This window comes from Micromonospora sp. LH3U1 (genome assembly GCF_028475105.1).
Classification (GTDB): domain Bacteria; phylum Actinomycetota; class Actinomycetes; order Mycobacteriales; family Micromonosporaceae; genus Micromonospora.
Genome location: NZ_CP116936.1, coordinates 2,774,903 through 2,789,273, shown reverse-complemented (window position 1 = coordinate 2,789,273; position 14,371 = coordinate 2,774,903). Strand labels below are relative to the sequence as shown.

At 65.0% G+C, this 14,371-nt stretch carries 10 protein-coding genes and 2 pseudogenes; 6 read left to right on the top strand and 6 right to left on the bottom strand.

Features of this window, described 5'->3' with window-relative positions; all coding sequences use genetic code 11:
- Positions 1 to 39 precede the first annotated feature (39 nt).
- Positions 40 to 204, bottom strand: a pseudogene (locus PCA76_RS12695) (IS701 family transposase); the annotation flags it as partial.
- A 398-nt stretch (positions 205 to 602) separates the two neighbouring features.
- Here PCA76_RS12695 and PCA76_RS12690 point away from each other — a divergent pair.
- The 4 genes and pseudogenes from PCA76_RS12690 to PCA76_RS12675 form a co-directional block, all read left to right on the top strand.
- Entirely contained in the window at positions 603 to 1,067 is a 465-nt protein-coding gene (locus PCA76_RS12690) for a hypothetical protein (protein ID WP_272617824.1), read from the top strand.
- Positions 986 to 1,510 carry a hypothetical protein gene (locus PCA76_RS12685; protein ID WP_272617823.1) on the top strand — a complete coding sequence of 175 codons (525 nt, stop codon included), beginning with the start codon at positions 986 to 988 and terminating at the stop codon, positions 1,508 to 1,510. Before PCA76_RS12690 ends, PCA76_RS12685 begins: the two co-directional genes overlap by 82 nt.
- Positions 1,511 to 2,209: 699 nt before the next feature.
- Positions 2,210 to 2,467: a hypothetical protein gene (locus tag PCA76_RS12680; RefSeq protein WP_272617821.1), complete on the top strand. Its 258-nt coding sequence runs from the start codon at positions 2,210 to 2,212 to the stop codon at positions 2,465 to 2,467.
- A gap of 1,014 nt (positions 2,468 to 3,481) precedes the next feature.
- Positions 3,482 to 3,722: pseudogene (locus PCA76_RS12675) on the top strand (ISAzo13-like element transposase-related protein); the annotation flags it as partial.
- Between the two features lie 12 nt (positions 3,723 to 3,734).
- Here PCA76_RS12675 and PCA76_RS12670 read toward each other — a convergent pair.
- Entirely contained in the window at positions 3,735 to 7,364 is a 3,630-nt protein-coding gene (locus PCA76_RS12670) for a hypothetical protein (protein ID WP_272617819.1), read from the bottom strand.
- A gap of 588 nt (positions 7,365 to 7,952) precedes the next feature.
- On the opposite strand from PCA76_RS12670, the gene PCA76_RS12665 reads away from it, so the two are divergent.
- Both PCA76_RS12665 and PCA76_RS12660 read left to right on the top strand, forming a co-directional pair.
- Positions 7,953 to 8,468: a hypothetical protein gene (locus PCA76_RS12665; protein ID WP_272617817.1), complete on the top strand. Its 516-nt coding sequence runs from the start codon at positions 7,953 to 7,955 to the stop codon at positions 8,466 to 8,468.
- An 8-nt stretch (positions 8,469 to 8,476) separates the two neighbouring features.
- On the top strand, positions 8,477 to 8,818 hold the full coding sequence (locus PCA76_RS12660) for a hypothetical protein (RefSeq protein ID WP_272617815.1): 342 nt from the start codon (positions 8,477 to 8,479) through the stop codon (positions 8,816 to 8,818).
- Positions 8,819 to 8,949: 131 nt separating this feature from the next.
- On the opposite strand, the gene PCA76_RS12655 is transcribed toward PCA76_RS12660, so the two are convergent.
- The 4 genes from PCA76_RS12655 to PCA76_RS12640 form a co-directional block, all read right to left on the bottom strand.
- On the bottom strand, positions 8,950 to 9,699 hold the full coding sequence (locus tag PCA76_RS12655; protein ID WP_272617813.1) for a hypothetical protein: 750 nt from the start codon (positions 9,697 to 9,699) through the stop codon (positions 8,950 to 8,952).
- A complete protein-coding gene (locus PCA76_RS12650; RefSeq protein WP_272617811.1) occupies positions 9,699 to 10,547 on the bottom strand; it encodes a hypothetical protein in 849 nt (282 codons plus the stop codon). The genes PCA76_RS12655 and PCA76_RS12650 overlap by 1 nt, the downstream gene beginning before the upstream one ends.
- Positions 10,548 to 11,714: 1,167 nt before the next feature.
- Positions 11,715 to 11,939 carry a hypothetical protein gene (locus PCA76_RS12645; protein ID WP_272617809.1) on the bottom strand — a complete coding sequence of 75 codons (225 nt, stop codon included), beginning with the start codon at positions 11,937 to 11,939 and terminating at the stop codon, positions 11,715 to 11,717.
- Positions 11,936 to 13,414, bottom strand: coding sequence for an N-6 DNA methylase (locus PCA76_RS12640; RefSeq protein WP_272617807.1), 1,479 nt, complete (start codon positions 13,412 to 13,414; stop codon positions 11,936 to 11,938). Before PCA76_RS12640 ends, PCA76_RS12645 begins: the two co-directional genes overlap by 4 nt.
- Between the last annotated feature and the right edge of the window lie 957 nt (positions 13,415 to 14,371).

Below are 14,371 nucleotides of genomic sequence, written 5' to 3'. Positions count from 1 at the left end.
CGGCCTTCAGGCCGACAGGCGGACGCGTCAGGGCCTGGGCTGAGGACCTGCGCCGGCGGCCTCGGCCAGGGTCCAGCCGTTATTGCTCGCCAGGGGTGACAACAACCCGAGCAGGTAGGTCAGCGCCTGCCGGCGCGGCTCCGCACGCCCGAAACGGTGCGCGAACCTCGCCAACAGATCATCCAGACCCGCCCGCCAGCCCACAATCTCATCGATCAACACAAGCACGGGAGCCTGCCCGGCGACTCATAGGCCACAACAGACAGACAGTGCGATCACCTGAGCATTGCACGAATAGCATCGACATAGACCGTTGCGCTACCTGCGCGACTCGGATGGGTATCATGCCCGTGAACTGCTAAAACTCCGGATCGCCCAAGTACGGCTAGAGCACTAACCCGACACCGACCGGCGCCGTGACATCGAGACTGTCCGCTGTCACCGACACACGCGCTCGTCGGCGGATGTCATGCGACGGGCTGAGGCGCGAGGGGTTGTAGGGTGCCGGCCACACGTCTAGCGTCAAGGCTGTTCGACCGGCGATCCTGACTGCGGTGACTCGCCCGCTATGGCCTCCTTGGGTATGTCCTAGAGTCCCGAGCATGGATAATCCGGTGCCGGTTCCTACGGAGATCAGTCAGGCTTTCACTGAGATCGCTCAGGGCAGCCGCCTCACCTGGCACACGGTTGAGGAGTGCGGCGCACCAGCTCGGGGATCGAGCTTTGATCAGGTCAACACTCTGTACCCGTTCGAAAAGGTTTCCGACCGCGCCCGGCACTACGTGACCGCCGCCCTGCAGCACATGCTCATGTGGGCCGACCACGCTGCACCGTTCAAATTTCATCCCGAACAGGTGGTTTTCTTCACGCTTCGTCCGTCCTACACATTGGCCCGTGCTGCGTTGGAGGGCGCAGCCCAGGCTGTGTGGCTCATGGACACGCAAGACCCAGCCGTGTGTGTTCAGCGGCACCTCAAGCTGATCAGGTGGGACCTGCAGGAGCACCGAAAGAGCACCTCGACATCGCGGGCAAGGAACGGGTTAAGGAACGTGATGCCGAACTGCTGAGGCGGGTTGCCGCCGAGTTCACCGAGGACCAACTCAAGCCCCCACCGGCTTATCTCAACATTGTCCGTGATGCCTGCAATCCAGATGACCTAGATCTCGACAAGGACGAGGTGGAGCGCATCTGGCGGGCGGCGAGTGGCGCTGCTCACGGCATGTACTGGACGAATCTTGACCTCCAGACCGTGGTCGTTGGCGACGAATACGAGCCGGGTCACTTCCGGACAACCAGCCAGCCAAACCCGTACCTGATGCTGGAAGCTCTGCAGGCCGCCTACAAGATGACTCAGTACGCAGGCCTGAAGTATCTCCTGTTCGCCGGAGCCAACCCCGCAGAGCGCATGCTTTCGGCACGACGGTGGCTGGTTGATCAGATCACGCTCAAGCCGGATACGGACCCGGACGTCCTGGCACGGCTCAAGGGTGAGAGTCCGGAGGCATCATGAAAGCTCGGATTCAGCGACACGAAGAGCTCCCTTGATCTAGGAGGGACGGCCTCGCACACTCCGCGCCGCATCCCCACCACGGCCGGCGGTGACTCGCTCTGCGGCGCGGCGGCGCGACGACTGTCGTGCCCCGGCCTGTTGCCGGCCATCAGCTCCCCGCCCAACGGCTTCTCATTGGTGGCGGACCAGCGCGGCGCACCCGCGGCACACAGTCCCGACCCGCGCCGGCCTCATGTTCGTCTCCGCACTCGCCGCTGCTGGCAGCGCTGGCCGGCGAGGCCGTTTCACCCGGTGTGGGTAGCGTGCACGCGGTCATGCCACGGTCAGAAGCGCATGACGACGTGGACGCCCTGGCCACCGCCGCCCGTGCCATCGCGATGGACCACTCTCCATCGACCCGCGATGAACCCGCAGCCGTGTCCGACAGCACACATTCCAGCTCGGACTGGAGTTGGACGAACGACGGCGACGAGCCGTACAGGGAGGGCCCGTGGCGGTAAGAGCGCGGTCAAAGCGGACTACCCGACAGTTGGGCCGAGGGCTCGTTGCTCTCGGATGTGTGATCGCCGCGCTGTGCCTGGCCCTCATGGGTTACGCCCGCACCGGGGCCGTCGGCACCGCCCACACCTGGGACGGCACCGGTCCGGCATACCTCACAGCGCCGTCCGCGGCGGCACGCACACCTGCACCATCACCCCCGTGAGCGGCGACGAGCGGACCGTCGACGTGCCATCCCGGCCCAGCCGAGGCCCGCACATCGACGGCTGCCGTATCAACCCGTGGTTCTCCGGACCGGCCCCGGTCTCCTGCACGGACAACGTGACATTCACGCAAGGGTGGGCCGTACCGTTGTATCCGCTGGTCGAGCAGTGGCTGGTGCTCCTGGCCGGAATTCTGCTGACCCTGGTGGGACTGGACCGGCTTGGCTTGTTCCGCCACACCTCCCGCTACCCGTAACAAACGGCACCGCTGCCCAAGCAATTGGGGTGCAGCGGGCGCGGGTGAGCTGCAGCAGGTTCACGTGTACACCCAGGACGCCCTGGGCGCCGCTCGCTGCGATGTAGTCGGCGAGCCGACTCGCTCGTAGTAACCTCGACCGACGCAACCTTCGCTTCAGGAGCCCGACGCTCGTGGGCAACGAGGGGAATTGAACCCACGAGAACCTCTTACCGAAAGTTACGGTCCAGGGCTAATCGTTGCTCGTCAGAAGTTGCCGTTGAGCTGGTAAGACACGCGTCGGGGCTTATCAACGCCTGTCACCGATGGTCACCGCTTTGAGTAGGTCTTCGGGGGGTAAACGGGGGCCGGGCCGCCGTTCATCTCACCCTTGTCCCGCCGTTTAGTACCATCCGTCGGCCACGCGAGTCCACGATCGCAGGGCGCCCGGCGTGGGCAAACCAGTTGCCAGGGCCCAGCCCAGCGCAGTCCACCATCCGTATCTCGTCGAGAACTGGGCCGGCCTTCATCGACGCGGCCGTTCCCGGCTCGCCAGCGGGCGACCGGCCCCGACGCATCGACGACGAGGTGGGGTCACTCGTCCCATTGCGCAATCCAGCAACGGCCTCTCGCGCCAGTGACCAGTCAGGCCACGTTCCGAACTGCCGATGTGGGCGATATGAGCATTGCCGGATCGGCGGGTGGGACGTTCGAGGAGCGGGTGCACCAAGTGTGGTTGGCTCACCCTGCGCAGGGCGGCGGTCCGGGCATCTCGATGACCGCATCGGGGGACGCGTTCGCCGCGCAGCAGTTCGAAAGGCAGCGAGTCGCGTGGAAAGGCTCGTCCGGGATCATCCTCAAGATCGACGACCAGCACTGGCCTGGAACGGGTATCGATAAAGCTGGCCGGGTGACCAGATGGAACACGATCATCGACGGCTGGGAGCGCCAGCTCGCCGACGAGGACGAACCGCCGGAGGTTGCGGACATGCTCGACGCGGCCGAGGTGCAGCTGGTCGCCGAACCCGTCCGGCCGGCTCGTTCTCCAACACCGGCCGGCAATGGGGTCCGGCCGGTGACCCGGTGCGCACCCGCACCCCACACCCACGACTTCCTCGACGACAGCTTCGGCAAAGCGGTAGCCTGCAGCGTCTACGACTTGACCGCCGACGCCGGATGGGTCAACGTCGGCACCGACCACGACACCGCCGCGTTCGCCGTCGAATCGCTCCGCCGCTGGTGGACCAGCCAAGGCCGCCACGACTATCCGAACGCCTGACGCCTGCGGTTAGCGGTTCTCCTCCGCCTCCTCGACCAGGACCTTCTCAAGTCGGTTGTTCAGATAACCGATCACGGTTCGAGCCCACGATTTGACGCCCGAAGATACCGACCGGTCCTTGACCCAACCTTGAAGCTGGGCGATCTGGCCGTTGAGGCGCACCGACTCATTGCCCGACCAGGACCCGGTGATGAACGTCCCGTACAAAGCGGACGCAAGCTGGTCGTCTGTCCCGAAGTTGGTCAGCAGATACTGCACTACCTCGTTGGGGCCGCCGTCGCCGATCCCTGACATCGAAGCGACCAGGCGAGCGCACTCGACGTCTTCGCCAACCCACTGGATGAGATCGTCAGCCGCGTACGCGTTGGTTAACCAACCTCGGAAGTCCATCTGCAGACGCCAAGAACCCCCTTCGATCTTGCCGAGCACTAGTCCCAAGCTGTCAGGCCCTGCTGCCGCGATCGCCTCGCGGAGGAGCCGCAGTTCCTCACTGCCATCAAAGGTCATCATCGAGCCAGCGTCGACTTGCGCGAGGAGCGCTTCGAGCAAACCCTGAGGGTCGGTCCGCAGGCGTCGCTTCGCCAGCTGGACCCAGTCGTAACCTTGTTGTCCGAGTTCGCCGAACTGACTGCGCATACTGACCAGCTCAGCGACGTCTTCCTCGATGGCGGCCTCAAGCTCCGGCTTTTGAAACAGCATCATCGCCGTCACGTCGACCGCTGCGTTGTAGTCCTGCTGAGTGGTGATGCGCGGGATCCAGGACTTGATGAGCGCCAAGATCCGCTCGGGTTCGACGCCGGTGTGCCAACCGAAGATCCGCGGAGCACCTTGGCTGACCGGGAGCGCAGCCTGGAGTTCGACGGCGCGATCCCAACCCACTTCCGACCTCGGTCCACGGACAGTCAGACTCAATCTCGTAACGGCTTTCAGGCCTCGCCCGACAGGACCATCAATGAAGGCATCGAACGCATCGACCTTGCCATCGTTTACACTGGCCTGCAGGTAACCCGTCAGTGATGCGATGTTGCTTGCGTCCGCAAGCAAAGACAACTTCTCGGCTGTCTCTTCGCACGACGCGATCGCGTACAGAACAGCACCGATCTCATATGACGCTTCGGGCGGCGGAACCGCCTGCGCGAGCGTCAGAAGCGACGACGTTGCCTCGTCAGCCGGCAGCGACTGCGCGGTGGCGACGATCTTCCGCTGCAGTTCGCCGTCCTCCCATTCCCAACGCCGAGCGTCGGCCAGGACACTGAGCTCCTCCTGCGCATCCGGCTTTGGCATCCGAGCGATGAGGATGTCGAGACCGGCGCGCCGAGCGGTCGTGTCGTGCTTGGTATCGACGACCTGCGCGAACTCAGGCGAATCCACTCGGTCGAAAAGTGCGGCCAGGTGGTTGATCGCTGTCCAGGCGCGTCGCCGACCCTCCGGCGGCAGTGATGCAAGCGCGTCGAACAGTGTGTCGCGCACGGCGTCGCCCTCGAGGAACGGGTGGATTGCGTCCACGAGCGCCTTCGTCGCAGCGGTCCGAATCTCCGGTTCGAGGTCGTCGTTGGCATAGGCGCTGAGGAGCGCGATCGCGGACTTGACGTAATCCCATGCCTCGGAAAGATCCGCGGGAGTGCCACGAGGCTCGACGACGACGCCTCCTTGTAGCTCACCCGAAACCATGACCATTCCGCCATGAGCGTCGAGTGCATGATCTGCAGCCGAGACCGTCAGCTTTCGTACTGCAGGTGAACTGTCAGCGGCCGCCCGTTCGAGGTACGCCATCCGAGTGTCCGGCCGCGCAGCCGTCGCCGGAAGCATTGTGCCGAACAACCCGACCCACGTACCAGTCGCGTTATTGCTGAACGTTTCCGTCTCGATCAAGGCGAGGCGAAGCAGCATGTCGGCCGCGATCTCGAAGGTTACGCTATGCCAGACCAACTTCTCGAGGGTCCAGACGAGATTGCGACGGATGCCGGTCATCGATCGAATTTCGTCGTCAGAGGCGGCGTCGATGAGCGCCGCCAGGTGCGACGCAACTTGGGCGGGCGCGATGATCGCAAGCTGGATGAGCAGTCGTGAGTTCGCCTCCTCGGCGATCGAGGCAAGCGAACCGAACGGACCGTCGACGTTGAGAATCTTGTTCAGTGCCACGGCCGCGGGCCCGCTCGATCCGATCTGAGCGGCGCGCAGGAACAGTCGCTCCGCCATAGCGCCATCAAGGGCAGGCAGCAGCTGCGTGATGATCTTCTCGCCCAACGCATCCCATGCTCGCGAAGCGAGCAACACTGCCAGCGGGTGAGGACTGACGGCTCGGTAGCGCCCGTGTTTCGTGACCAATCCCTGGTCGTTCAGGCGACGCAGGGCCGCCTGCAGATCCTCAAGCGGGAGATCCAAGCCAGCGGCAAGCAACTCCAGTTCGGCGGCCTTATCGCCATCGACGCCGATGCGCGACAGCAGAGCCAGCACGCTAACGGCTAAAAAATCGCCGTCGCTCGCAACCATGCTCAAGATGAACGCACCGAGTTCAGAGGCGTCTATCAGGTCGGCGGCGCTAGCCTTGGGGTCTTTCAAGATCACCTTTGCCAGATACAGCGCCCACCCGATATTTCCCGCGCAGTTGTCGATCACCAGTCGACGGGCCTCGGGCCACAGTGTCGGGAAGCTCTGCGTAAGCGCCTTGTCGATGACGTCATCGGGCAGTTTCGACAAGCTCAGAGGCTGGGTCTGCGACCAGGACGCGTCAGCTTGCCCGATCGTTATGAGTCTGACGGGGCTGCCAGACTCCAACTGCTCGGCAAGCATCTTGTGGCGCTGTCGATCGCACTCGTCGACGACGAGGACAGCGCTGCGATTCTGGCGCGCGAAGTGATTGATGGCCGACGTTCCAATCTCGGTCGCGTCCCCCACGTAGATGACAAGGGGCTCGAACCGGGACCCGCGTAGCGCCTCCATCGCCCCTCGACTCTTGCCGAGGCCGCTGGCGCCCTCGATGCGTCGCGAGAGCTCGGAGCTTTGTTCCAGGAACTGCAGGATGGTGTCCCGAAGTTCATCCCGTGCAACCGAAGGAACCCACCTATAGCGATGCTTGTCCTTCAAGATCCAAGACTCAAAGTCGATCGCGAACGGGCCCGCGTTGCCGACGACCCGGGAGACCGCGAGCGCGGGAAAGCGCTCGATCCATCGGGCGAGTTGGTTCCCTTCGATGATCTTGAAGCGCTCGCCCGAAACATCGAACCCGAGGGCCTCGGCCCTCTCGCGCAGTCTGGCTTCGCGATCGGCGATCTCCTGGGCTTCGTGCCGCTTACCGAGAACTAACCGATAGGTTCCGCCCTTCTCAAGGATCTTTCGGGCGAACGCCGCTCCATCCAGTTCATCGGCACAGCCTTCGGGACCGAGGGTTCCCGCCTTGAACTGCCAGGCCGTGTCGCCAACTGGTATCCAATCGGTAGCGGCGACGATGGTCGTCTCAGCGTCGACGCCTCCGTCCTTCTTATTCGTGTCGTGCGAGGTGCGAAGTGTCACCTGGGAGAGCCCAGCGGCGGCCACCTCCGCAGCGAGGAGCCGGCTGACCAGCTCCTGGAAGAGGGCACCGCCGAGACCGGTTAAGTGGTCGGGATTGACCGAGAACGGTCCGAAATCGTCAGGCACTGTTCATCACCTCCTCGCGTGACCGCTTTGTTACACCCTGCCCCTGCCCCACGTTTGCCTAGGGCCGCCACCGACGGTTACTTCGGCGGGCCGTCGCCATCGCGCAGCGTACTGGTACCGAGCCGCAGCAGACGCTCCTCCAGCTCGACGTCCATGGTGTACGTTCGCGGTTCGGCCAAGTCTCCATCACCACACGTCGGGCGTCAGGGCAAGTTGCTCGTCGCGAACGAGGAGATTTTGAATCCACGACATCCTACCAACGAACCTCTTTGGAGCTTTGCCGTTGATTGTCAACCCTGACCCCCTCTTACCGAACGTCGCGGCCCTAGGCTTGACATTGATCATCAAAATTTGACGCTGACCTGAGCAAACCTGGTCCTCGGCTTGTCGACGCCTGTCACCGGCGGTCGCCACTTCGCAGGGGTTTTCGGGGGGGGTAAACGGGGGTCGGTCCGGCACAGTGACCGTGATTCGGTGGTTGCCCAGTGCCCTCCGACGCATGGTCGTGAAACTGGAGTAGCGGGTAGCGCCAGAACCGGTAGTGTCACACGTCGGTCTGATGCATCCGTCGCCGATGAAGGGCACCACGTGGAGCAGCTCAGGTTCGAGAAAAATCTCGGCACGTACCTCGCAACCGTTGAGCCAGAGAGCGTTTGGATCTCCAGAGGACTTGGGACCCACTGCGTTCGAGCGCAGCTCGCCCTCGCGAACCCCGAAGGTGTGGCGGACGCGGGCCGACTTCTTCACCTAGAGACAACGCTGTACGCCCCGGTTACCAGCGGTCCCCGCGCGCCCCTCGCGTCAACGAACGTCTCGGTGGCGTTCGGAGCACCGGCCGAGGTCCGGAGGGTCGAGCTGTCATATCTTCTGACGAATCCGCAGTTACTGGCGCTGGAACAGAACCGTCTCGGCGACTTGCGCTTGGAGCTTCAGATCCGCGGCTTCCTGCCAGGGGCTCCGGGCTTCGCCGGCTGCCCGGACGTCACAGCGCATCTCAGCGTTGCTGAGAGCAGATGGCGTCAGCAGCTTGAATCGCTCGGCCGCACGGTCGGAGTGGAAACCGTCGTGCCGTTCCCGGAAGACGACGACCCCTGCGTGGCATAGCCGACTTCTTGCGGGAGGCACAGCGGCAACTGGCCGGGAACGAGATTCGCGCAGCGATGATTCACGTTCGCCTGGCGCTGGAGGAAATCAAGCAGCAGACGAGCTGGCCCTGGCCTGGCAAGAAGGACAGGGAGCAGTGGACTGCTGGTGAGCGGTGGGCGCGAATCCGGGCGACGCTGGAGGACCAAGCAAGCGGCACGGTACACCGTCAAGGCACCAAGGATTACCAGTACAGCCGGGGCGAGGTCGAAACCCTGATCGTTATGACTGCTGCGCTGCTCCGGATCGTCCCGCTGAAGCAGGCATTGGCGCCAGCCCTGCCGGAGCAAGTCGCCACAAGCGCGCAGTAGATACCTCGGCGAAGCGGGACCGCTGTGCTCCTCTGGCAGCCGGGGCTAGAGGGACGCCTCGGAGTCGAGCCTATCTGTCTAGATGGCGATGGTGCCCAGAAGGTAGCTTGCCCGGTCGTTGTCGATCGTCTCTACCGCGTGAGTGAGGACGGTGTGGGGGTTGCGCTTGTCGGGGAGAGGTTGTGGGTTGCGGTCGTCATCGGGCTCGGTCGATCTGGCAAGGATGGTGTACAGGTCCCGGGGCATGTGCTCACTCCGTTGGATGAAGGCCAAGGGGCCGGGCTTGGTTGTGTCTTCGCCGCCGTGACGAACGGCCAGATCACTGCATACAACAATGCCGCTGTCACGGCTAGTAACACACCGTCACGAAGCACGGTAATACGGGTGCGGACCGTTTCCTCACCCGCCCCCACTGCTTGGGCGTAGCCGAGGGCCGCCTCACGCAGCACGGGCATCGGCCCACTTGCGAGCTGCCGCGTCTCCAGGCGTCCAAAGTCCGCGCGGGAGGTGAGCAGTGACGCGGCACCGCCGATAGTAAGCACCACCAGCAGGGCGCTGATGGCCCAGACGACTCGCGCTGGAACACCAAGAAGAAAGACGCGGTTGGCGCTGGTCGCCAGTACCGCGAGTTCAGCAAGACCGATCGTCAGCAGCGTGGTGGCACGTGACCGGGTCTTCTCAAGATCTGCGAATTGGCGATCAACCTGGCGACGTCCTTCTTCAACGATGATCTTGAGGTCGTCCGGGGTGAAACGTTCGATGTCTGCGGTGAACGACTCTGGTTGCCCGAAGGTAGGAACCTCGACGCCCGGTCGAAGCACCGCCAGCACATACCAGCCGTAGACGCGCACCTCGGCGAGCCGCCCCTTGACGACGTGCACTAACGTCCTGCCAGCCAGTCGGCGAGGGCACGAGCAACGGACGTCGTCGCGCTGTCAGGTAGGAACAGCCACTGCCCGCCGGGGTTCAGGTCGAGGAATGCAGGGCCGTCGTTGTCGACAACCCAGTCCTGGCTGCTGAACCCGACGCGCAAGTGGGCGGCCAATCGCACGGCGGCAACTCCCACTTCCGTCCAAGCGGAAGACACCTTGAAGGCGTGGTGAGCGGGCTGGTGCTCACGCCAGTCGACCGGCACGTCGGTACCGTCGAGTTCGGTCACCCACGCCCGATCGCGGACCGTCACAACCCGTAAGTGGACCTGCGCACGGATGAACTGCTGGGCGAGGAATGGGGCATCGAGCAGATCGGCCCCGGCGACGTCGGCGGCGTGAACGGGGCGTACGTAGACGACGTTCTGACGTTCGTGGTCCTCGAAGTTCCCGGGACCTAACGGCTTGAGGACAAACGTCTCCCCCAGTCGCTCCGCAAGCTCAGCTGCATCACCGCTGACCAGGGTCGTCGGATACCGAATGCCAACCTCACGAGCTGCGCGATACTGCACCAGCTTGTTCTCAGCAGCGAACAGTTCATCAACCGGCGTCACTAGGGTCAGTGAAGGGTCGCGCAAGAGGGCAGCAAGTAGGACCAGTCGCGAGGACAACACGGCGGCGTCATGTCCGCCGAGGATCGTCCCATGGTCCCACCCAGCGGGTGCGAGTCGGCGAAGCCAGCCACGAGCGGGTCTATCACGGTTAATGTCGACTGTGCCGCCGGCCTCGTCGACCAGCACCATACGGATTGGGTCGAGACTCTTCAGACCTTGGCTCAGCGTTGCGGCGTCGACGACCACCGTGCCTCGCGCGGGAAGTAGTTCAGCGACGGCTTGGACGTGGGGATCTGCTCGGTCTCCGACGAGGATTACCGGCATCGGGAGATTCATAGCGCGATGGAGCCCAACAAGGCCCCGGAGCGTCCTTCGTCGGTGGTTTCGGCTGTTGCGGTGACGCTGGTCATAGGACCAGGACGAGGTCTCGGCGCGTCAGGTCGCGCATCAGCGCCCAGCTGTCGGGATCCATGTTGGCGCTGCTGCTGTGCCAGCAGTCGGTACAGATTCATCCGGCTGATAAATCCTTCCGTACACCGCGTCCCCCGCGAGCATCCGTCGCTTGGACGGCACATGGTATCGGACGTAAGGCCCTCCACTCTGTCGGACAGCGAGCTGGGCGCTGGTAGCGGCGGCACCGGTCGTGAATGTCGCGGAGTGTGGCGGGCCGCGCTCGGCGATGCGATGCGGAGGGCCCCGGGCTCCTTGCACCCGGGGCATTTGTCATGCTTGATTCGGGTCGACGTTTCAGGCCCTTACGTCCGGCCACTGGACGCCGACCGGCCGACCTCGGTGATCGCCGTGTGGCTGGCCGCTGGGCTTCCGCACCCGCAGCCGGCCAGAGACGTGCGATCGCCGTCGACGGCAAGAGCATCTGCGGCTCCCGCACCGCCCACAACGCCGTTCGACACGTCTTGACCGCCTGCGACCGAGGCAACGGCGCCGTCCTGGCCAGCACCGACGTCGACGCCAAGACCAACGAGATCACCTGCTCCGCGCCGTTACTCGACCAGATCGACGGCCCTCACCGGTGTCGTTACAGCGAACGCTCTGCACTGCCAAAGCGAACACGTCACCTACCTCGCACAGCACCCTCGCACAGCACGGTGTCCACTGGGTTCTATCGTCAAAGGCAACCAGCCCACCTGTACGCTCTTACCGACAGTCACGGCCTTAGGCTTGTCATTGGTCGTCGGATTCTTGCACCTAGCTGCACGAACGCCACCTGGCCGTGATCGTTGCTTGTCACTGATGGCCACTGCTTGGACCGGGTTTCCGAGGTAAACGGGGGCATGAACCCGATGCCGGTGCCCGCTGTCCCTGCGTCGTGCGGAAGCGGGTGCTGGCGCAGCTTGGCGTTCCGCCCGGGCCACCGAGCTGGCCATCACCGCAAGCATTCCGCTGTCTGCTGCGTCACCTCGACCCGCGGCGGGTGCTCCTGAACCGGGATTGTTGCAGTGCGCCGAGGATGCCGAGGCCCAGGCCGAAAGCGCCCCCGAACGCCATCCCGGCGGACAGCACGGCTTCGGCAACTGGCGCGCCAAGGCTGTTCTTCAGCATCGCCGTCACGAGGGCCGCGACGAGCGAGGCGAGACCCACGACCAGGATCCACATGTGGATCGTGCCGGAGCGGTTCACGGGGCTTCCCTTTCTGTCAGGACGACGGTGCCGTCGATTAGATGCTGGCCGAAGACCGGCTGGGCAGCGTGCACGGCATGTAGGCGGCGTTGCAGCGAGGCCGCATTCTCGTCGAGCGCGGCGAGCGCGGCGAGAATGTCCCGCTGCGCGGCAAGGGGCGGCAGCGGCATCACAAGTTCACCGAGGACGCCTTTGCTGATCGAAGTGGTGACCGACCGGACAGACCGCTCGCGGATGCGGGCCAGCACGGCGGGCTGCAACAGGAATGCCAGCAAGTAGGCCGGATCCAGCGCATCCAAGTCGATGACACACAGCCGGAGCAGGTTGGTGTGCGGCAGCCAGCCGGACTCCGCGTCGCCGACCAGCGCAGCCTGGCCCATGGCGCCGGTGCGCACCCAGAGCACGTCACCGGTGCGCAGCCGGTACTTCTCCAGCGACCCGGCCTCGGCCAACGGGGCGTCGGCCGCTTCGACGACCCCGCTGCGCAAATGCCGCGGGTGCACGACCGGCACGATCACCCCCGCGGTTCCAGCGCGGGCGACCGCTGCGGTCAACGACCGGTGCGGCACCCCGCTGCGGACATCGCAAAGTTCGTTCAGTGGGCGACCGGGCCAGCCACTGCCGGTCGTGTACGAAGGTAGGTTGACCTTGGTCGCCAGCGCCTCCAGTTCCGCGCGTGCCACGTCCGCCGTCGACCGCATGAACATGCGGTCCTGGTACTCCGGCGGATGTAGTGAGTACCCCCGGGCCTGGATTTCCTCGGGGGTCGCCAGGACGCTGCATTCGGCCTGGTCCTCTGCCGTTACTGCAGCCACGATGCCCGCGACGTCTGTCGCGTCAAACTCGATGTGCAGGCCCCTCGCCCGGCCACGATGGCGGGCGTCGACGAACCGCACTGCAGCGGGTCGTCCCGTGGGCCGCCGCAGTAGCCAGATGCACACACCGACCCTGGTGTTCGAGAACAACCGGGCCGGTAGCGCCACGACGGCGATGAGCACACCTTGATCCACCAGCTCTCGGCGCATCGTCGCCTTGCTGGCGAAACCGGCGCTGTACGGCATGAGGACCCCTGCCCGTCCCTCCTCAGTGAGCGAGTCGACGCAGTACCGCAGCCATGCGTCTTCAACGTGCTTGCCGAACGGCGGGTTGGTCAGTACGAAGGTTGCCCCGACGGGCGTCGGCGCCGGTGCCACGGCGAGTTCGGCTGGCGTCCCGGACGCCGCTAACCACATACCGGCCAGCCGGAGCTCGGCCGCGTCGGGATGCTCCGCGCGAACCCGCACTGCGGCCAGGTTGCCGCCAACCATCGCGGCCGCGTCGCCGGCGGTACGGATGAACTCGGCCGGCAGTTCGCCGAAGCGGGCGAACGGGTCGTAGATCAAGGCGTCGCCGTCGACCGGGGTGCCGGCCAGGAGCGCGACCATGGTCCGGGCGACGCCTTGGGGTGTCGAGATGTGTCGAGATGACGTCGCCATCAATGGTCACCTGCCGCAGGTATGCGGCGCGGAGCCGAGCGAAGTCGGCGGGGCCGAGGCCCGCAACGAGTGCGATGACCTTGCGGACCGGCTCGAACGAACGGGGCCGCAGCCTGGTCGGTGGCGCCTCCGAGGTACTCAGCACGTCCGGAGCGGCCAATGACTCGTCGACCAGCGCCACGACACGGTGCAGCAGCCGCCAGGCCATGCCCGGGTCGCCGTCCGGCGGCACGCTGCGTGTCAGTCGTGACCAGCGGTCGTGGTCGTACAAGCGCAAATACGTCAGGCAGAGCAGCAGGTAAAGATACTCGGCCCGGACCGCGTTGCCGCCGAACTCGGTGCCCAGCGCCGCAAGTTCGTGGACCCGATTTCGAGCGGGTTCTTCGGCGGCCAGGAGCCGGCGCCTCACCCGGTCACCGTAGGTGACGCCGTCAGCCTCGTCCGATCCCCGGCGATCGGCGGGTACAGGCCGCGTGTCAAGCCAGGCGATGACGTCGGCGAGCCGTAGGCCACCGCCGGCGTCGACAGGCTTCGGGAAGTCGGTGTGCCTGGTGCGCCACTGCGTGACCGCCGCTCGTGCGACGCCAGCGAGTTGCGCGAGCCTGGCCTGGGAAACCGTAGCGGTAGATTCACTCACGGGGACGAAGCTACGGGCGCTCTCCCGTAGCGTCGATTGTGCATTCGCGAGTGCACCCAAATCTGTTAACAAACGGGTCAGGCGGCCACCGCTGACTTGGCCAGTGAGGGCTGGCTGGCGAGTTCCTAATGCATCGAACGGCCCCGATCCTGATAGTGGTCGGGGCCGTTCCGTTGTCGGGTGAGCTGCGGGCCGGACTCGCTCCAGCCGATGAACTACTCGCCGAGGTCGGCGATGCCATAGCCCTCGCCACCGCCGCACGGGTCACGAACGCCGTACGCGAGCGTTAGACGAACGTCGGCGTCGCCGCCGCGGACTAC

Bases quoted from the DNA above. Each gene is read 5' to 3' on its own strand.
- PCA76_RS12690 (WP_272617824.1), top strand. From the start codon at position 603: ATGGATAATCCGGTGCCGGTTCCTACGGAGATCAGTCAGGCTTTCACT.
- PCA76_RS12640 (WP_272617807.1), bottom strand. From the start codon at position 13,414: ATGGCGACGTCATCTCGACACATCTCGACACCCCAAGGCGTCGCCCGG.